The following is a 20,591-nucleotide window of genomic DNA, read 5'->3' on the forward strand; positions in this document are numbered from 1 at the left end:
CAGAAAAATTCTGATGTAAAAAAACCGGAACAATGTTCCGGAATATATTCTTAACGCTTAGAGAATTGAAATTTCTTACGGGCTTTCTTCTGACCGAATTTCTTACGCTCTACCATTCTTGGATCTCTAGTTAAAAGACCTTCTGGCTTTAATATCAATCTGTTTTCTGCATCTACTTCGCACATTGCTCTAGAAAGAGCTAGTCTAATAGCTTCTGCCTGTCCAGTAATACCTCCTCCGTAAACATTTACTTTTACGTCAAAGTTTTCTTCATTGCTAGTTAAAGCAAATGGTTGTTTTACTTTGTACTGTAAAGTAGCAGTAGGGAAATATTCATTTAAATCTTTTTTGTTGATTGTAATGTTACCTTTTCCTTCAGAAACATATACACGTGCAACAGCAGTTTTACGTCTGCCTATTTTATGAATTACCTCCATTATAAATCCTTTAAGTTTATTGCTTTTGGTTTTTGTGCCTCTTGGTTGTGCTCAGGACCTACGTAAACTTTTAAATTACGAAAAAGTTCTGCTCCTAATCTGTTTTTAGGCAACATACCTTTTATTGATTTTTCCACTACACGTGCTGGGTTTTTCTCCAACATTTCAATAGCTGTCTGAGACCTTTGTCCACCAGGGTAACCTGTGTGTCTTATATAAGTCTTAGTTTGCCATTTGTTACCGCTAAGAGTAACTTTCTCTGCATTGATAACAATTACGTTATCCCCACAGTCCACATGTGGTGTAAAATTAGGTTTGTTCTTTCCTCTTAAGATTTTTGCAACCTTAGAAGCAAGACGACCCAACGTTTCTCCTTCAGCATCAACCAATAACCACTCCTTAGAAACGGTTGCTTTATTGGCTGAAATTGTCTTGTAGCTTAATGTATCCACACTAATATATTTTTATTATTTACTTAATCCCGATAAACGGGGTGCAAATGTACAATTATTTACTTGAAATACAAATGCTTATTTCCGTTTATTTTTATTGTTTTTTTAAAATGCTATTGTTTTCTTGATTTTTAAAGGTTTTATTTTTTCGATTTTAACAAAATTTAGCCTTTTTTACCTCTAAATATATAATAGGAGTGCTATTTTTACACCTTGTTTTAAAAAATAACCATTATAACCAATGTTAAAGTTTAGTCTAACAAGTGCTTTAGTATTTTTAACTACAGCTCTTTTTTCTCAAGAAAGTGCAAATATACAAGTTCCTAAGAGGGTGTACACTACAAATAGTGTAGAAAATAAAAAATCTCCCATTATTGATGGTTATTTAACAGATAGTGCATGGGATAATGTTGAGTGGCAAGGAGACTTTGTGGAGTGGAGACCGGATGAAAATACATCTCCTACCCAGCCTACCAAATTTAAAATAGTATATGATGATAAGTTTCTTTATGTTGCTTTTAAATGTTATGATGCTGATTTAGATAAAATTGAAAAGCGTTTGTCTAGAAGAGATGGTTTTCAAGGAGATTGGGTAGAAATTAATATTGATAGTTATAACGATAAAAGAACAGCTTTTTCTTTTACTTTTACTGTTGCAGGTGTAAAGGGAGATGAATTTATATCTGAAAATGGTAGTAGCTGGGATAGTAGCTGGAATCCTATTTGGTATGGTAGCTCTAAGTTAGATGATGAAGGTTGGACAGCAGAACTGAAAATACCGTTTAGTCAACTCAAATTTGGTGATGCTAAAGAGCAGATTTGGGGTTTACAAGTTAAACGTAGAATTTTTAGAGCCGAGGAAAGATCTATTTGGCAGCGTATTCCTTTAGAGTCATCTGGTTATGTAAGTGAATTTGGTGTGTTACGCGGTTTGTTTGATATTAAGCCTCAAAAACAATTAGAAATTCAACCTTTTGTAGTTAATCAATATGATAGTTATCCAAAAGAAGTGGGCAATCCTTATAGGGATGGATCTGATTATAAGCTTAATGGAGGGTTAGATGCTAAAATTGGGATTACAAACGATTTGACCTTGGACTTAACTGTTAATCCAGATTTTGGTCAGGTTGAAGCTGATCCTGGCGCTATAGCTTTAGATGGTTTTCAGATATTTTTTAGGGAACAACGTCCATTTTTTATAGAAAATAAAAACATTTTTGATTATGAATTTGGTAGTGGTCAAGATAATTTATTTTACAGCAGACGTATTGGGCGAAACCCTCACGGAAGACCTTCCTTGGGAGATGGTGAGTATGCAGATGTGCCTAAAAATACAACAATTCTTGGGGCAGCTAAATTCTCTGGTAAAACTAAAAGTGGTTGGTCTTTAGGACTTTTAGAGAGTGTTACGGGTAAGATGTTTGCAGAAATAGATGCTAACGGAGAAAAAAGAGATGAACTTGTAGAGCCGCTTACTAATTATTTGGTTGCTAGAGCTCAAAAAGATTTTAATAATAGGAATTCTTATGTTGGTGCAATTTTTACATCAACAAATAGAAGATTAGAAGATAATTTAGACTTTTTACGTAAATCTGCTGTTTCTGCTGGTGTAGATTTTAAGCACAATTGGAAAAATAGAGAATATTATGTAGAGGGTAACTTTGTTGCAAGTTCTGTTCGTGGTTCTAAAGAGGCTATTACTAATACTCAAAAATCTATTACGCATTTGTTTAATAGGGTAGATGCTAATCATGTTGGGTTAGATACGTCTAGAACATCTTTGTCTGGTACCGGTGGTAAGTTAGAATTTGGTAAAGCTGGTGGTGGTAATTGGCGTTATGAGGGTGGTGTACTTTGGTATTCCCCAGAATTGGAATTAAATGATATTGGTTTTTTACGTCAGGCAGATAAAATTACTCAGTTTGCAGAGGTGCAACGTTTATTTTTAAAGCCTACAGATTTTTACCGAAATATACGTTTGCAGTTAGGGCAATATTCTACTTTTGATTTTGATGGAAACTATAATATAATGTCATACCAGTTTAATGGTAATATAAGTTATAAAAATAATTGGTGGACAGAGGTAGAGGCAACATATAACCCTGTTTTTTATAGTAATGCTCATTTGCGTAGCGGACCACGTTGGCGCTATGCAAAAGAAGGTGGTTTGGCATTATTTGCAGGATCAGATAATAGAAAAAAGTTTTATGCTACTTTGGGTTTTGTGGGAAATAGAGGGGCAGAAAATACATTTGCCTATAATAGATATGTATTTAGGTTTACGTATCAGCCTATAGATGCTTTTAGTTTGTCAATGGATAACGAGTTTTCTACAGAAAAAACTAAAACACAGTACGTTACACAACGTTCAACTAACACTGTGACAAGGTATATTTTAGGTGAAATAGATCAGAATACATTTAGTAGTTCTATACGTTTAAATTATAATTTAAACCCTAACTTAAGTCTTCAATATTATGGCCAGCCTTTTATTTCTAGAGGGACTTATTCCAATTTTAACTATGTAGATAATCCTATTGCTAGTACAATTGATGATAGGATTACGCTATATAATCCTGACCAAATAACACTAGAAAATGGTGCATATATTATTGATGAAGATTTAGATGCTACTACAGATTATGAGTTTAGAGATCCAGATTTTTCATTTGTGCAGTTTAGATCTAATTTAGTATTGCGTTGGGAATACATTCCTGGTTCAGAAATTTTTCTTGTATGGTCTCAAGGTTTAACGGGTAATGCAAGCCCAGATGATTCTCTTGGTAGAAGTTTAAATAGGCAAATTTTAGATCGTAAGAAAGATAATACTATTTTGCTTAAGGCTACTTATAGGTTTATATTATAAGGTAAAATTAGTGTTATTATACTATATTAAAGTATTTTGCGTTTTTTAAATAAAAAAATCAACTAAAAAATGATGAAAAAAAGCATATTACTAATAGCATCTATTTGTTTTTTTAATTTTTCTTGTTCTACCGATAGTGAAAAAGAACTATTTTCTGAAAATAGCTTAGTGGGTACTTGGGTAATTTCTGATGTCACTAGGGAAGAGTCTTCAAATGTGAGCTTTCCTCAAGAGATTGCAAAAAACCTGATAGATAAAGGATGTAAAATAATTACATATACTTTTAATGCAGACGATACGTTTGTGGGTAAGGATAAGTTAAATTATTTTGAAGTTGAATCTAATGGATCTGGTATAGAAGTAGATTGTCCGGATGAAACGGATACTTTAGTTGGTACTTGGGATTTAAATGGAAACCAGTTAACTATTACAGACCCTACAGGAGGGGAGACTGTTATTAAGGTTGACTTAAACGGTAATACATTAATTATTGCAGGTGAAGATATAGATGCTGATAATTATGAAGATTTAGATGTTGTTTTTACAAAAAATTAAAATCTTTAGAAGTGAAAACATTAAAAAAGGGACATTAGAAAAATCTAGTGTCCCTTTTTTTAATCTTATTATTTTTTAATGTGCCTCTAGCCAATTATCTCCTGTTCCTATCTCTACGTCTAAAGGAACTGCAAGTGAATAAGCATTTTCCATTTCTGTTTTAATAAGTGCTCTTACTTCTTCTAGTTCTGTTTTATGTGCGTCAAAAACAAGTTCATCATGTACTTGTAAAAGCATTTTTGTTTTAAAATTGCCTTCAGTAAGTTTTTTGTGAATGTTTATCATTGCAATTTTTATAATATCTGCAGCGCTACCTTGTATTGGAGCGTTAACGGCATTACGTTCTGCTGCGCTACGTACTACGGCATTTCTAGAATTAATATCTTTTAAATACCTACGTCTTCCTAAAACTGTTTGCACGTAACCGTTGTCTCTTGCAAAATCTACCAACTCACCCATATATTTTTTAAGTTTAGGGTAGGTTTCATAATAAGCATCTATAAGCTCTTTAGATTCTCCTCTGCTTAAATCTGTTTGGTTGCTTAGTCCAAAAGCAGAAACACCGTAAATAATTCCAAAGTTTACTGTCTTTGCGTTGCTACGTTGCTCTCTTGTAACTTGGTCTAAAGGAACGTTAAATACTTTTGAAGCTGTAGAAGCATGAATGTCTTCTCCGTTTTTAAAAGCTTCTATCATTGTTGTTTCTTCACTTAAAGCTGCAATAATACGCAGTTCTATTTGTGAGTAATCTGCAGCAAGTAGTGTGTAGTTTTCATCTCTAGGAACAAACGCTTTACGTACTTGCCTCCCGCGTTCTGTACGTATAGGTATATTTTGTAAGTTGGGGTTGTTGCTGCTTAGTCTTCCTGTTGCTGCAACTGTTTGCATATAGTCTGTATGTACACGCCCAGTACTTTCTTCTACTTGGTCTGGTAATGCGTCAATGTATGTGCTTTTAAGCTTAGCAAGTCCTCTGTATTCTAAAATGTTTTTAATTACCTCGTGGTCTTGTGCAAGGTATGATAGTACATCTTCTGCGGTGGAATACTGACCTGTTTTTGTTTTTTTAGGTTTGTCTACAAGTTTTAGTTTCCCAAAAAGTATTTCTCCTAATTGTTTTGGTGATGCAATGTTGAACTCTTCCCCAGCGGCTTCATAAATACTAGTTTCTAGATTTTTAATATCTGTATTTAGTTCCTCGGATAATGAGTTTAAAAAATTAACATCTAGGTTTATTCCTTCTAGCTCCATATCGGCTAAAACGCTTAGTAGCGGAATTTCTATGTTGTTAAATAAGTCTTCCGTTTTAGCGTCTTTAAGTTCTGGTCTAAAGTGACTTGCTAATTGGTAAGTAATATCTGCATCTTCTACTGCGTATTCTGTCTGTTTTTCTACAGGTACCTGTCGCATAGATAATTGGTTTTTACCTTTTTTGCCAATTAATTCTGTAATAGAAATAGGTGTGTAGTTTAAGTATGTTTCAGCTAATACATCCATATTATGTCTCATATCAGGATTTATTAGGTAATGAGCCAGCATAGTGTCAAAATATGCTCCTTTAATAATAAGGTTGTATTTGCGTAATACTTTTATATCGTATTTTAAATTCTGACCTATTTTTTCAATGTTCTCATCTTCAAAAAACGGACGTAATTGCTCTATTAATTCTTGGGCTTGGGCTTGGTCTTCTGGGAAAGGGATGTAAAAACCTTTACTTGCTTCCCATGAAAAAGCAATTCCTACTAATTCTGCTGTTAGCGGATTTAATCCTGTTGTTTCTGTGTCAAAACAAACAGATGTTTGTTTCATTAAACCTTGTAAAAACAATTTCATAGCCATTCCTGGAGCAACACTTTGGTATATGTGCGGAATGTCTTTACTTGTTTTTCTGCTGGACAACTCTTGTTGTACTTGTGTTGCAGATGCGCTGTTCCCACCTCCAAATAAAGAAAATTGGCCTGCTCCTGCGGTACTTGTTTTTGTGTTTTTCTTAGAAGGTTTGTCGGTGTTGTCTTCAGATTTGGTTGTTGTTTCTGTAGCAAAAGTTTTTATAAGATTGTCTGCTAGTCTTCTAAATTCTAGTTCTTCAAAAATTTCAGTAACTTTTGGTAAATCTGGTTGGTCTAGTTCATATTCTTTCTCGTTAAAATCTACAGGGACATCTAACATTATACGAGCTAATTTTTTAGATAGTAAGCCAAGTTCCTTATTTGCTTCTATCTTTTCTTTCATTTTTCCTTTTAGCTCATGGGTATTGTCTAGTAAGTTTTCCATACTGCCATAGGCTGCTAAAAACTTTTTGGCTGTTTTTTCACCAACACCCGGTAATCCTGGTATGTTGTCTACAGAGTCTCCCATCATCCCCAAGTAGTCTATAACTTGTTCAGGTCTTTCAATTTCAAACTTTTTTAGTACTTCGGGTATTCCCCAAGTTTCATATCCGCCACCAAACATTGGTCTATACATAAAAATGTTTTCCGAGACTAGCTGTGCAAAGTCTTTGTCTGGCGTAACCATAAAAACTTTGTAGTTTTCTTTCTCTGCTTTTTTGGCAAGTGTTCCAATAATATCATCTGCTTCATACCCTTCTTTTACAACAACAGGTATGTGCATTGCTTTTAAAATATCTTCTATATAAGGAATGGCAAGTTTTATGGCTTCTGGTGTGGCATCTCGGTTGGCTTTGTAGGCTTCAAACATTTCTACACGGTCTACACTGCCCCCGCGGTCAAAACATACAGCTAAATGGTCTGGTCTTTCTCTTTTAATAACATCTAGTAAGGAGTTGGTAAAACCTAATATTGCTGATGTGTCTAATCCTTTAGAGTTAATTCTTGGGTTTTTTATAAACGCATAATATCCTCTAAAAATAAGTGCATATGCATCTAGTAAAAAAAGTCTTTTTTGATCTGCCATTTTATAATCTTAATTAAGTGTCAAAACTACTAATTGTTGTTTTGTATTTCGTCTTTCTTGTAAAAAGAATTTACTTGTTCATTAGTATTGCTATCTTTTGTTGCTTTGCGATATGTAAAACCTGGATGTACACAGTAACCACCTGTTTCTCCTTTTTTGTTCATAGCTAAAAAGCCAATCTGAAAATCTTCACGGTTTTTATTTTTAGCCATTATTCTTTTTACACCTTCTTCGCAAGCTTCTTGTGGTGATTTTCCTTGTCGCATTAATTCTACTATTAAAAAACTACCTACTGTTTTTATAACCTCTTCACCTACACCAGTGGCGGTTGCTCCACCAACTTCATTATCTACAAACAAACCTGCTCCAATTATTGGGGAGTCGCCAACACGTCCAGCAACTTTGTATGCCATACCGCTAGTGGTACAAGCGCCAGAGATGTCGCCATTTTTATCCATAGCTAGCATACCAATAGTATCGTGGTTTTCTATGTTAATTATGGTTTTGTATTTAGAGGTTTTTCTCCATTCTAGCCAATCTTGTTTGGATTTTTCGGTAAGTAAGTTTTCTTTTTTAAATCCTTGTTCGTAAGCAAATTGCTCAGCTCCCTTGCCTGCTAAAACTATGTGCGGTGTTTTTTCCATAACCTTGCGTGCTACAGATACTGGGTGTACAATGTTTTGTAAATAAATTACAGATCCGCAGTTGCCATCTTTGTCCATAATGCAAGCGTCTAATGTAACGTTCCCGTCACGGTCTGGTCTTCCTCCTAAGCCTACTGTATTATTGTTTGCGTCTGCTTCTTCAACCATTACTCCTTGTTCTACAGCATCTAAAGAGTTCCCACCTTTAGAAAGTATTTCCCAGGCCTTGTTGTTTGCGTTTTTAAAATTCCATGTGCAAATAACAATAGGTTTTATGGTTTTATCTTCATTAGTTGGCTTTTTTATTTTTTTGTTCTCACCAGATGCAAATAGTGGAGCGGATAAAAAAACAGCTGTACTTAAAGATGAATTTTTTAAAAACTTTCTTCGTTTCATTATAGTAGGTTAACTAATTTTAGGCTTTAAATATAATGAATATGATTTTAGAAGTGTGCGCAAATTCATTGGAATCTGCTATAAACGCAGAAAAAGCAGGTGCTACAAGAATAGAGTTGTGTGCAGAACTTGGTGTTGGTGGGGTAACACCTTCTTATGGTTTATTAAAACAGGTGTTAAAAGCAGTAAATATTCCTGTACATGTGCTAATTAGACCAAGAAGTGGGGATTTTACGTATTCTAAATCTGAGTTTGAGGTTATGAAGCAAGATATTGCTTTGTGTGTAGAACTTGGTTGTGCAGGTATAGTAACAGGAGTTTTGTGTTCTAATTTTACAGTTGATATAGAGAGAACAAAACTGTTAATTGATGCGTCAAATAATTTGCAATTTACTTTTCATAGAGCTTTTGATTGGGTTGTTAATCCTGAGTTGGATTTTTTAAACTTGCAGGAAATTGGAGTTAATTATTTGTTGTCTTCTGGGCAAAAAACTTCTGCAGTATTCGGTATTTCATTACTCTCTAAATTAAATAAAATAGCATCTAGTTGTGTGGTAATGCCCGGGGGCGGCTTAAGAGTAGATAATGTTGTGAATTTTAAAAATGAAGGGTTTAAAGCATTACATATGTCTGGTGTAGCTCTGGTAAAAACTTTAAATTCAGATGTACCTTTATCTATGATTTCTAATTCTTTTTTAGAGGAAAATAAAATTGCGGTATCTAGTGTAGAGACCATACAGCAGGTTGTAGCTTTGTTAAATAAGTCTTAAAAAGGTGTTTCTCTTTAACAAACAAATACCTTTGCAAAAAAATAAATTATGCTTCGTTGGATTATTTTTGCATTTATTTACTCTGTTTTAGGGTTTTATGCCTTTCAGGCACTAAAAACAGCAACTAAAATTAATTGGTTACATTATTTGTATGTAGCTGTTACTGTTTTAGTTGTGGTCAATTTTATTTATCAATTTAGTATTGGTAATGAAGGTAGAGTAATTAGTGTGCCTATGAGTTATGCTTTTGGTTTTTTATTAAGTGTAATGGCATTTAATTTGGTGCTTATTGTATTTCTTTTTTCCGAGGATATTATTCGTTTTATTGCGGGGCTTTACACAAAGTTTTTTGGTGATTCTAAAGAATTTGTAATGCCTAGTAGAAGACGTTTTTTGAGTTTAATAGGTTTAGGTTTGGCATCATTACCATTTGGGGCTTTGCTTTATGGTATGGCAAAGGGTAAGTATAACTTTAAAGTATTAAAATATGAATTAGCTTTTGATGATTTGCCTGATGCTTTTAACGGGTATCAAATTACTCAAATATCAGATATACACAGTGGTAGTTTTGATGATGAAGAAAAAATTAAGTATGCTATTAACTTAATTAATGAGCAAAAAAGTGATGTTTTGTTGTTTACTGGCGATATGGTAAATAATACAGCAGATGAAATGGAGCCTTGGAAAGATATTTTTTCTAAACTTACAGCTAAAGATGGTAAGTATTCTGTATTGGGTAATCATGATTATGGTGATTATGTTAGCTGGGATTCTGATGAGCTAAAAGAAGCTAATTTAAATAAGTTGAAAGAGATACAGAAAGAGATTGGCTTTGATTTACTTTTAAATGATAGCAGATTTCTGCAAAAAGGTAGTGATAAAATAGCATTAGTTGGAGTAGAAAACTGGGGTGTTGGTGGATTTAAAAAAGCGGGAGATTTAAAAAAGGCTACTGCAAACGTAAGTAAGGATGATTTTAAAATATTGATGAGTCATGATCCTTCTCATTGGGAGCATGAGGTTATTAATGATGATTACCATTATCACTTAACCTTAAGTGGACATACACACGGTATGCAATTTGGAATTGAAATTCCAGGATGGATAAAATGGAGTCCTATTAAATGGAGGTACCGCTATTGGGCTGGTATTTACAAAGAAATGGGACAGTATATAAATGTTAATCGTGGTTTTGGCTTTTTAGGTTATCCTGGTAGGGTAGGTATATGGCCAGAAATTACGGTAATTACACTTAAAAAGAAAGAGTTGGCTTAGTTTTAAAACTGTAAAAGTGGTAAAAATATCGGTTAAACTTTATAATTTAACAATTTTTCTTACTTTTGATTAACAACCCAAATATTTATTTATGTCTAAATTTGGAGAACTAATAGATTTACAAGTACCGGTATTGCTAGATTTCTATGCAGAATGGAATGAGCAATCATCACAAATGCACCCTGTTTTAAGGGATGTGGCTGCGGCTTTAGGTGATAAAGGTAAAATTATTAAAATTGATGTAGATAAAAATAAAGAGCTTGCGCAAGCTTTGCGCGTAAAAGGCTTGCCTACATTAATGATCTACAAAAATGGCGAAATGGTTTGGCGCCAAAGCGGAGAGCAAGATGCAAATACACTTATTGCATTGCTTAAAGAATACCTATAAAAAATAGTGATAGTATTATATTATACTGTAAACTAACACAAGTTGTTCTTGTGTTAGTTTATGCTATCTTGTAGTACAGTAGCGCTTGTGTCTACTGTACTAGAGTCTGGCAAATCAGGATCTGACATTGGTAGTTCTTCAGGAGTGTCATCCTCTAAAAGTCTTCTGGATCTGTTAAAATGAGAAAATTTATTTAAAAACTCTGTGGCAATTAATTCTTCTTGCTCGGCTAACTTGGTCTCATTATTAGATTTAAGTATATCTACAAGTCTAAAATAGCTTTCAAGATCTCCTAATATATCATTTTCTCTAATGTATTGTTGACTTAGATCTAGTGTGTTGTAATAACTTAAGTTTTCTTGGTATTTGGTTTTTAGTTGAGCAAACAAATCTTTTGCTTTTTGGGTTTCACCAACTTTAAAATAACCGTCTACAAAAGGCTCTACAAAGGCGTAGTATCCAAAATAGTCTACAGGCATATTAGTAACAGCAATGTCTATAATATCTTTTGCCTTTTCTATTTTCTTTTCTTCTATAAGTTGTTCTGCAAGTCTTGCAAGGTTGCCTCTAAAGCTAATAGATTGTGACCTTGTTTGCGGGTCGTGGTAAATATCTGAACTGCCAGAGTTGCCCCATTTCCACTTTTTAACTATACTGTACATTAAATCACTATCTATGCGCCCCATATCGTATGGACTAGCGTTTCTAGTTTTAATAGGTACTAATTTGTATGCTAAGCCATCTAGCTGTAAGTATTCTTTCATCCAAATATACTCGCCACTGTCAAAGCTACCTCCAGAGAAATATATTGGTCGCTTCCAGTCATTGTTAGCTAATAAATCTAGCATTAGCAAACGATTTTTGCTTAATGATCCTGGTAAGTCAATATCTATATAATCTACAATTAAATCTGCGTCTTCTGGTTTTACTAACCCGCTTTCTAAAACATTTTTCTTGTTCACAGGAACACGTATTTTGTTTGTAGGGTAGTAAATTAGGTCTAATATGTTATCTGGATATTGACTAAGGTCTGCCCCTTGTCTTTGGTAAAGGTATCTTAGTTTGTTTTGTGGTTTGTCACTAGCAACCCAGTTCATGAAATCTTTAATATCTAGCCTTTTGTCTTTAAATTGTTCTAAAGGGTTTCCGTATACAACATCTCTAGAGCCAAATCTATACTTTTCATGTGTCAATTGTGATGGTATAGGGTCGCTTGTGTAAGCTTTCTTTTTCATTTGGTCTATGTACCAATCTGTAGCAAATAAACTAGTGTTAATAATACGTACGTCTGTGCGGTAGCCTTCAATTTCTTGTAGGTACCAAAGCGGAAAAGTATCATTGTCTCCAATGGTGAATAAAATTGCTCCGGCATCTTCTTGTGTGGAGTCTAAATAAGATCTGGCAGTACTGTTAGCGGTAAATCTGTTAGATCTATCATGGTCATCCCAATTTTGAAAAGCCATAAGTGTAGGTACGGCAAGTAGACAAATAACAGTAATTACTGGAGCTATAATTTTTGCAGAGGTAATTTTTTTTAGTTCGTCATACAAACCAGCAACTCCTATGCCAATCCAAAGAGCAAAAACATAAAAAGAACCTACTAATGAGTAGTCTCTTTCTCTTGGTTGAAAAATAGTTGGATTGGTGTAAAACTGTATGGCTAAGCCAGTAAATAAAAAGAATACCAATAATGCCCAAAATTGTTTAGGGTCTTTTTTAATCTGAAAGAGAATACCTATAATACCTAGTATAAGAGGTAAAAAGTAATATACATTTCTTCCTTTGTTATTAGCAACGTCACTTGGTAGGTTATCTTGGCTTCCAACCAGTTGATTGTCTATAAAATTTATTCCGCTAATCCAGTTGCCATGGTTGTTGTATCTTCCTTGTATATCATCTTGTTTACCTACAAAATTCCACATAAAATAGCGCCAATACATATAGCCAAACTGAAAATCCATCATATATTTAATGTTGTCCCAAATGCTTGGTGGTATAACATCTATATAGCCTTCACTGTTGGCTTCTCTTAAAAAGCCAATGTACTGTTCTGTTCCTATTTCACCTCTGGCATGACCTTCTTTAAGTTGGTTAGATATGTTTCTTAAATCTTGATTGCTTAAGTATTTTGGTTTAATTTTAAAATCTAAAGCACCATAATACTTCATATAGTTTTCTGCATTTTCTCTAGACCACATTCTAGGTAAAAAACCTGTGTGGTTTTTGTCTGCACCTTGGTCAGCGTCTTTATAATTGTTTACAATTATGTACTTTCCTAGTTTTAGATCTTTTTCGTATTTTGGTTTACCATCTTTAGGTTCTCCTCCAGAAGAAAAAGCATCAGAATAATATGCGCCATATATTGGGCTATCTACACCAGGGTACTGCTCTCTGTTGTAGTATGCTAGTAATGATCTTGCGTCAGATGGATCATTTTCATTAATAACTACGTTAGCGTTTGCTCTAATTGGTAACATTAACCAAGTAGAAAAACCTAAAAACAGAAACATTAAACATAGTACAATTGTGTTGGCAGTTTTAAAATTATTTTTTCTGGTGTAGTTTAATCCAAAAGCAAAAGCGCATATAAAAAGTATACCCATAATTATGGATCCAGAATTAAAAGGTAATCCTATGCTATTAATAAAAAAGACTTCACTCCATCCAAATAGTTTTAAAACGTATGTTAATGAAAATTTATATACTAGCATTAAAACTGCAATTACAGCTACGTTTGCAATTAAAAAGTTTTTAACTGTTGTTTCTTTGTATTTTTTAAAGTAGAATAACAGCCCAACTGTAGGTATTGCTAAAAAGCCCATAAATTGTATACCAAATGTAAGTCCTACAACAAAGGATATCATAATTATCCATCTGTTACCTCTAGGTTGGTCTAATTCATCAACCCACTTTAATCCAAGCCATAAAAGTAAAGCCATAATAAAACTTGCCATAGCATATACTTCTGTTTCAACAGCATTAAACCAAAAACTGTCAGAAAAAGCAAAGGCTAAAGAACCAACAAGTCCGCTGCCTAAAATAGCTATAGCCTTACTATTGGTTAAAACACTGTTTGCTTCTTTTAAAATAAGTTTTTTGGATAAGTTGGTAATAGACCAAAACATAAACAAAATTGTAAAGGCACTAGATGCTCCTGAAACAAAATTTACCATACTTGCAATTTGTGTTTTATCTGTGGCAAACATTGCAAAAAAAGCGCCTATCATTTGTAGTAATGGTGCTCCAGGTGGGTGGCCAACTTGTAATTTGGCAGAAGTGGCTATGTATTCACCAGCATCCCAAAAACTACTTGTAGGCTCTACAGTTATTAAGTAAGTAATAAATGCAATTAAAAAAGCAACCCAGCCAAGGATAGTATCCCATTTTTTAAAATTGTTAGAGAACATATAGTTTTTTTGTTTATGAATTAAGGCGAATTTAGTAATAAATTGAGATATGAGAGATAAAATTTTATAAAGGTTTAACAAAGTTTAAAAATTTTTTTAAAAAATGTTTTGTGTAAACGAAAGTTTATTATAAATTTGCACCCTCAAAACAAACATTGGCCCATGGTGTAATTGGCAACACTCCGGTTTTTGGTACCGTCATTCAAGGTTCGAGTCCTTGTGGGCCAACCAATGTTAAGTAAAGCCCGATATCAATATGGTATCGGGCTTTTTGTTTTTAATGGTTTATGTGCTCGTTGTCTTCTGTGTTATCTGTATTATTTTCTTCAAGGTTCTCTAAAGCGGTACTACTGCTTTCGTATTCTTCATTGTTTTCATCCGCATTTTCGTCATGAAGTTTGTCTAGTTCGTCTATGTCGTCATCTATTTCATCCAAGATAGTGTTCATTTTGCGTTTGTCTTTAATCATAGCAGCTGTCATAATTAAACTTGTGCCAATAATTACAAAAAGTAAAATGCCAGAATCAAAAGTTTCTATTTGTGCTTCTTGTGGTATCGCGTAAAAAAGTAATACTGTTATTAATCCTCTTGGGGCAATAAATAACTGTGGAAAAATATCGCCACCAACAAAAACACGTAATACAACAAATCTAATGATATATATAGATGCAATTATTAAAATGCTTGTAATTGCTACGTTTATGCTAAACAAGGATGATATAACTATGGTTATACCAAAAATTACAAAGAAAAATGTACGTACTACAAAAGCGGTCTCTAATGTTATAATGTGTAGTTCATGATAAATTTGTTCTGCACGCTCTTTGTTTAGGTATTTAGATAAAAACCCACCAAAAAATAAATTCATATTAGCAATTATTAATCCAAATATTAAAATAATTATTAACGAGGATAAATGAAATTTTTTACCTAGGGCATATAATAGCAAGAGTACAGCAATTAATAAAAACTGTTTTGCTTGTGATTTTATTTGTTGGAAAACCAATATAATGGCGTAGCTAGCAACAATAGATATTGCAATTGTTAGTCCAATGTTTCCGGCAAAACTTGCAGCTCCATTTCCTGCGTCTTCTGTTGGGTTAAGGTTTCCTGTTAAAAAGTAAAACATCATAATACCCATAATGTCAGAAAATGTGCTTTCGTAAATATGGAATTCTTTTTTGTTTTCGGGAAGGCCACTTACACTAGGGATAATAATGGCGCTAGATAAAATAGATAAGGGTGTTGCATATAACCATGCAGATTGCATAGTCATGCCTTCTATAAATTGATGTAAAATTAAAGCTGCAACATAGGCGGATGCTATTAAGCCTATAAGGGCAATTGCCATAGATTTTAAAATAGGTACTAGTTTTTCTCGCTTTAATTTTAGTTCAAGTGCGGCTTCTAAAACAATCATTATTAGACCAACAATGCCAAGTAGTTCTAGGGACGGAAAAAAGTTAATGTTGTCTTCTCCTATAAATTCTAAAACATATTTTAGTATAACCCCCAGTACAATGAGCATTAAAACGGAGGGAATGTTGGTTTTTTTTGAAATACCGTTAAAGAGAAAAGAAATAATAATTATTACTGAAGCGGCTATAATTAGATTGTATGAAGATAATATTTCCATTTTTGGATGTTAGTTTGTGTTTAGTTTTTAAAAATATACATAATTACCTAAACTACAGTTAGGATCACTTTAATTTGTGAAAATTATTATGTATCTTTGCATCGCTGAAAGAATATAATGTATTCATGAGGGGACTTATTAGTCCCCTCTTTTATTAACTATACTTTTTTTGGTTTAATAAAATTTCTGTAAAAAGAGTTATGTTTAAAGAGCAAGTTACATCTTTGTTAGAAGGGGCTTTAAAAGAAAACCCATCGTTATTCTTAATAGATTTTAGAATAACACCAGACTTTAAAATTAATATAGTTTTAGATGGGGATAACGGTGTTACACTTAAGGATTGTGTGGCGGTGAGTAGAGCTATAGATCACAACTTAGATAGAGAGGAACAAGATTTTTCTGTAGAGGTTGCTTCGGCAGGAGCATCTTCTCCTTTAGTTTTGCCAAGGCAATACAAAAAAAATATTGGTAGAAAATTAGAGGTAAAAACAATAGAAGGTCATAATTTTGAAGGAGAATTAACTGCTGCTACGGAAGAAACTATTACATTGGAGTGGAAAGCGAGAGAGCAAAAGCCCATTGGTAAAGGAAAAGTGACCGTTCAGAAAAAAGAAGAAATTTTATTTTCTGATATTAAGGAAGCAAAAGTTATATTAAAATTTTAATAAATAAATCAATATGGAAAATATTGCGCTAATAGAATCTTTCTCAGAATTTAAGGATGATAAATTCATAGATAGGGTAACGTTAATGGCAATTTTGGAAGAAGTATTTCGTAATGCTTTGAAAAAGAAATTTGGTTCTGATGATAACTTTGATATCATTATAAATCCAGATAAAGGGGATTTAGAAATATGGAGAAACCGTATTGTTGTTGAAGATGGAGAAGTAGAAGAACCTAATGAGGAGATTTCATTAACAGATGCGCGCAAGATTGAACCAGATTTTGAAGTAGGAGAAGATGTATCTGAAGAGGTTAAGCTTATAGATTTAGGTAGACGTGCAATTTTAGCTTTGCGTCAAAATTTGATTGCTAAAATTCATGAGCATGATAATACTACAATTTATAAGCAATTTAAGGATTTAGAAGGTGAAATATATACAGCAGAGGTTCATCATATTAGGCACAGAGCTGTAATTTTAGTGGATGATGAAGGTAATGAAATAGTGATGCCTAAGGATAGACAGATACCTTCAGATTTCTTTAGAAAGGGTGATAATGTCCGTGGTATTATAGAGAGTGTAGAGTTAAAAGGTAATAAGCCTTCTATCATTATGTCTAGAACATCACCTAAATTTTTAGAACAATTGTTTTTTCAAGAGATACCAGAGGTTTTTGATGGTTTAATTACTATTAAAAAAGCTGTTCGTATCCCGGGAGAAAAAGCAAAAGTAGCTGTAGATTCTTATGATGATCGTATAGATCCTGTAGGTGCTTGTGTGGGTGTTAAGGGGTCTAGGATACATGGTATTGTTAGAGAATTAGGTAATGAGAATATTGATGTTGTTAACTGGACAAGCAATCCGCAGTTGCTTGTAACAAGAGCATTAAGTCCTGCAAAGATATCATCTGTTAAATTAAACGAAGAGAAGAAAACGGCTCAAGTTTACTTAAAACCAGACGAGGTTTCAAGAGCAATTGGTAGGGGTGGTCATAATATTAGATTGGCAGGACAATTAACTGGTTATGAAATTGATGTATTCCGTGAAGGAGTAGAAGAGGATGTTGAGTTAACAGAGTTCTCTGATGAAATTGATAACTGGATTATAGAAGAATTTAAGAAGATTGGTTTAGATACGGCAAGAAGCGTATTGGAGCAAGATTCTGAAGATTTAGCAAAGCGTACAGATTTAGAAGTTGAAACTATTTTAGAAGTTGTACGCATACTTAAAGAAGAATTAGAAGATTAAGCTATATATTAGCAAAAATTTAAGAATACGAATACTTGTTTATGGCAGAGAATGCAACAATAAGGCTCAATAAGGTCCTCAGGGAATTAAATATTTCTTTAGATAGGGCTATAGACCACCTTTCGTCCAAAGGACATGAGGTGGAGGCAAGGCCTACTACTAAGATTTCCAATGAGGTATACCAAGTTCTTTTGGATGAGTTCCAAACAGACATGAGTAAGAAAGTTGCTTCTAAGGAAGTTGGCGAGGAAAAACGTAAAGAAAAAGAAGCGCTTAGATTGCAATTGGAACAAGAGCAAGAAGAAAAGCGTTTGGCAAGAGAAAAAAGAGCAGCTGCTCAAGAAGTTGTTAGAGCAAAGGCAGAATTGTCTGGGCCAAAGACTGTTGGTAAAATAGATCTTGATTCCGGTAAAAATAAGCCAGCGCCTGCAGAAGAAAAACCAGCTCCAAAAGAAGAAAAACCTGTTGAGGTAGAAAAGCCTAAGGTAAAAGAAGAGTCTAAGCCGGTTGAAAAGCCAGTTGTTAAGGAGTCTTCTACGGTTAAAACAGGTAAGGTAGAGTTGCCTGGTCCTAAAACTGTTGGTAAAATAGATTTAGATGCTGGAAAAAAGAAGCCAGTGGCTAAAAAACCAGTTCCTGTTAAAAAAGAGGAGCCTAAACCAAAGGTAGAGGCAGAGAAAAAGCCAGAGGAGGCAAAGGAGACGGAAGCTAAGGAAAATACTGTGATAACTACTCAGTATCAGAAGCTATCTGGTCCTAAGCTTACAGGTGCAAAAATTGACTTATCTAAGTTTAATAAGCCTAAAAAGAAAGAAGCTCCTAAAAACACAGGTGCTGCTGGGGCGGATAAGAAAAAGCGTCGTAAAAGAATTGTTAGTAATAATAAGCCTGGTGGTAATAATAGACCTGGTGGTCAAGGTGGCAATAGAGGTAAAGGTGGTCAAGGAAAAGGGAGGTTTAATGCTCCTGTTGTAAAGGTTGAGCCTACTGAAGAAGAAGTGCAAAAGCAGGTTAGAGAAACTTTGGAGAAACTTCAAGGGAAATCTAAAAAAGGTAAAGGTGCTAAGTACAGAAGAGATAAAAGAGATCAACACCGTCAGCAGACAGAGAAAGATTTAGAGAAACAGGAAGCAGAAAGTAAAATCCTTAAGGTAACAGAGTTTGTTACTGTTGGTGAGGTTGCAACTATGATGGAGGTTTCTAGTACACAAATCATTTCTGCATGTATGTCTTTAGGGATTATGGTAACAATGAATCAGCGTTTAGATGCTGAGACATTGTCTATAGTAGCTGAGGAATTTGGTTATGAGGTTGAGTTTATTGCTGCTGAGATTGAAGAGTCTATTGTAGAAGAAGAAGATGCGCCAGAAGATTTAAAAGAAAGAGCTCCTATTGTTACTGTAATGGGACACGTAGATCATGGTAAAACATCTTTACTAGATTACATACGTAAAGAAAATGTAATTGCTGGTGAAAGTGGTGGTATTACGCAACACATTGGTGCATATGGTGTGCAGTTAGATAATGGACAAAAAATTGCGTTCTTAGATACTCCGGGTCACGAGGCCTTTACGGCTATGCGTGCACGTGGTGCTCAGGTAACGGATATTGCAATTATAGTTATTGCGGCAGATGATGATATTATGCCACAAACAAAAGAAGCAATTAGTCATGCTCAAGCTGCAGGTGTTCCTATTGTTTTTGCTATAAATAAGATTGATAGGCCAACGGCTAACCCAGATAAAATTAAAGAAGGTCTAGCGCAAATGAATTTATTAGTTGAAGATTGGGGAGGCAAAATACAATCTCAAGATATCTCGGCTAAAAAAGGAACGGGTGTTAAAGAGCTTTTAGAAAAAGTATTGTTAGAGGCAGAGTTGTTAGAGTTAAAAGCTAACCCTAAAAAACTTGCATCTGGTACTGTTGTTGAGGCTTTCTTGGATAAAGGTAGGGGTTACGTTTCTACAATTTTAGTGCAGGCAGGTACGCTTAAGATAGGAGATTATGTTTTAGCGGGTACTTGTAGTGGTAAAATTAAGGCAATGCAAGATGAACGAGGTAATAATGTTCAGAAAGTAGGTCCTTCAACACCAATATCTATTTTAGGTTTAGATGGTGCACCGCAAGCAGGTGATAAGTTTAATGTTTTAGAAGATGAACGTGAGGCTAAGCAAATTGCTTCTAAGCGTTCTCAATTACAAAGAGAGCAATCTGTGCGTACGCAACGTCATATTACACTAGATGAAATTGGTAGACGTATTGCTCTAGGAGACTTTAAGGAGCTTAATATTATACTTAAAGGTGATGTTGATGGTTCTGTTGAGGCGTTAACGGATTCTTTCCAGAAGCTATCTACAGAGGAGATACAAGTAAATATTATACATAAAGCGGTTGGTCCTATTACAGAGTCTGATGTGTTGTTAGCTTCGGCTTCTGATGCAATTATTATCGGATTTAATGTTAGGCCAATGGGTAATGCAAGAGCAATTGCAGAAAAAGAAGAAATAGATATTAGAATGTATTCTATTATTTATGCTGCAATTAATGATCTTAAGGATGCTATGGAGGGTATGCTTTCTCCAGAGATGAAAGAAGAGATTCTTGGTACTGCAGAGATACGTGAAACCTTTAAAATATCTAAGGTTGGTACAATTGCCGGTTGTATGGTGTTAACAGGTAAATTGGTTAGGAATGCAGGTATACGTTTAATACGTGATGGTGTGGTAATTTACACGGGTGAGCTTGCTTCTTTAAAACGATTTAAGGACGATGCTAAAGAGGTTGCTAAAGGGTATGATTGTGGTCTTCAGGTTAAGAACTACAATGATATTAAGGAAGGTGATATAGTTGAAGCTTTCCAAGAGGTAGCAGTTAAAAAGAAATTGAAATAATAATTTCTAAATTATAAAACAAAAGAGCGACTCAGAAATGAGTCGCT

Annotated in this window: 14 protein-coding genes and 1 tRNA gene; 9 read left to right on the forward strand and 6 right to left on the reverse strand. The window is 34.1% G+C overall.

All coding sequences use genetic code 11. The annotated features are described in order from the left end of the window. Positions 1-50: 50 nt before the first annotated feature. Positions 51-437, reverse strand: a complete 387-nt coding sequence (rpsI, locus tag PBN93_RS09115) for a 30S ribosomal protein S9 (RefSeq protein ID WP_077401755.1) — start codon at positions 435-437, stop codon at positions 51-53. Continuing rightward, complete coding sequence (gene rplM, locus PBN93_RS09120; protein ID WP_013621409.1) at positions 437-889, reverse strand: 50S ribosomal protein L13; 453 nt, start codon at positions 887-889, stop codon at positions 437-439. Before rplM ends, rpsI begins: the two co-directional genes overlap by 1 nt. Before the next feature lie 241 nt (positions 890-1,130). Between rplM and PBN93_RS09125 the strand changes: the two genes are divergently transcribed. Beyond that, positions 1,131-3,755 carry a DUF5916 domain-containing protein gene (locus tag PBN93_RS09125; protein ID WP_271080487.1) on the forward strand — a complete coding sequence of 875 codons (2,625 nt, stop codon included), beginning with the start codon at positions 1,131-1,133 and terminating at the stop codon, positions 3,753-3,755. Between the two features lie 69 nt (positions 3,756-3,824). Then, positions 3,825-4,310, forward strand: coding sequence for a lipocalin family protein (locus PBN93_RS09130; RefSeq protein WP_271080488.1), 486 nt, complete (start codon positions 3,825-3,827; stop codon positions 4,308-4,310). 75 nt (positions 4,311-4,385) lie between these two features. Here PBN93_RS09130 and polA read toward each other — a convergent pair whose 3' ends face one another. Together polA and PBN93_RS09140 are read right to left on the reverse strand one after the other, a co-directional pair. Continuing rightward, a complete protein-coding gene (polA, locus tag PBN93_RS09135; RefSeq protein WP_271080489.1) occupies positions 4,386-7,226 on the reverse strand; it encodes a DNA polymerase I in 2,841 nt (946 codons plus the stop codon). Positions 7,227-7,255: 29 nt separating this feature from the next. Then, entirely contained in the window at positions 7,256-8,266 is a 1,011-nt protein-coding gene (locus PBN93_RS09140) for an isoaspartyl peptidase/L-asparaginase family protein (RefSeq protein ID WP_077401766.1), read from the reverse strand. Positions 8,267-8,307: 41 nt separating this feature from the next. Between PBN93_RS09140 and PBN93_RS09145 the strand changes: the two genes are divergently transcribed. From PBN93_RS09145 to PBN93_RS09155, 3 genes are all read left to right on the forward strand, one after another. Next, the gene (locus PBN93_RS09145) at positions 8,308-9,036 is read left to right on the forward strand and encodes a copper homeostasis protein CutC (RefSeq protein WP_077401769.1); all 729 of its coding nucleotides are present in this window, start codon (positions 8,308-8,310) and stop codon (positions 9,034-9,036) included. A gap of 48 nt (positions 9,037-9,084) precedes the next feature. Beyond that, positions 9,085-10,311, forward strand: a complete 1,227-nt coding sequence (locus PBN93_RS09150) for a metallophosphoesterase (RefSeq protein ID WP_077401771.1) — start codon at positions 9,085-9,087, stop codon at positions 10,309-10,311. Between the two features lie 91 nt (positions 10,312-10,402). Then, positions 10,403-10,699 (forward strand): thioredoxin family protein, encoded by a 297-nt coding sequence (locus PBN93_RS09155; protein WP_013621416.1) that lies wholly within the window; start codon positions 10,403-10,405, stop codon positions 10,697-10,699. Positions 10,700-10,752: 53 nt separating this feature from the next. Here the strand turns inward: PBN93_RS09155 and PBN93_RS09160 are convergent, their stop codons facing one another. Further along, positions 10,753-14,106, reverse strand: a complete 3,354-nt coding sequence (locus tag PBN93_RS09160) for a glycosyltransferase family 117 protein (protein WP_077401774.1) — start codon at positions 14,104-14,106, stop codon at positions 10,753-10,755. A 156-nt stretch (positions 14,107-14,262) separates the two neighbouring features. On the opposite strand from PBN93_RS09160, the gene PBN93_RS09165 reads away from it, so the two are divergent. Next, positions 14,263-14,337 (forward strand) — tRNA-Gln (locus PBN93_RS09165). A 46-nt stretch (positions 14,338-14,383) separates the two neighbouring features. Here PBN93_RS09165 and PBN93_RS09170 read toward each other — a convergent pair. Then, on the reverse strand, positions 14,384-15,742 hold the full coding sequence (locus PBN93_RS09170) for a cation:proton antiporter domain-containing protein (protein ID WP_077401777.1): 1,359 nt from the start codon (positions 15,740-15,742) through the stop codon (positions 14,384-14,386). A 200-nt stretch (positions 15,743-15,942) separates the two neighbouring features. Here PBN93_RS09170 and rimP point away from each other — a divergent pair, with 200 nt between their 5' ends. The 3 genes from rimP to infB are packed head-to-tail and all read left to right on the forward strand — an operon-like array spanning position 15,943 to position 20,544. Further along, positions 15,943-16,407, forward strand: a complete 465-nt coding sequence (rimP, locus tag PBN93_RS09175; RefSeq protein WP_271080490.1) for a ribosome assembly cofactor RimP — start codon at positions 15,943-15,945, stop codon at positions 16,405-16,407. A 13-nt stretch (positions 16,408-16,420) separates the two neighbouring features. Further along, positions 16,421-17,653, forward strand: coding sequence for a transcription termination factor NusA (nusA, locus tag PBN93_RS09180; protein WP_077401783.1), 1,233 nt, complete (start codon positions 16,421-16,423; stop codon positions 17,651-17,653). Between the two features lie 41 nt (positions 17,654-17,694). Then, positions 17,695-20,544 (forward strand): translation initiation factor IF-2, encoded by a 2,850-nt coding sequence (gene infB / locus PBN93_RS09185; protein ID WP_077401785.1) that lies wholly within the window; start codon positions 17,695-17,697, stop codon positions 20,542-20,544. Positions 20,545-20,591 lie beyond the last annotated feature (47 nt).

Origin of the sequence: Cellulophaga omnivescoria (assembly GCF_027915275.1) — a bacterium.
In the GTDB taxonomy this organism is placed as follows: Bacteria; Bacteroidota; Bacteroidia; order Flavobacteriales; family Flavobacteriaceae; genus Cellulophaga; species Cellulophaga omnivescoria.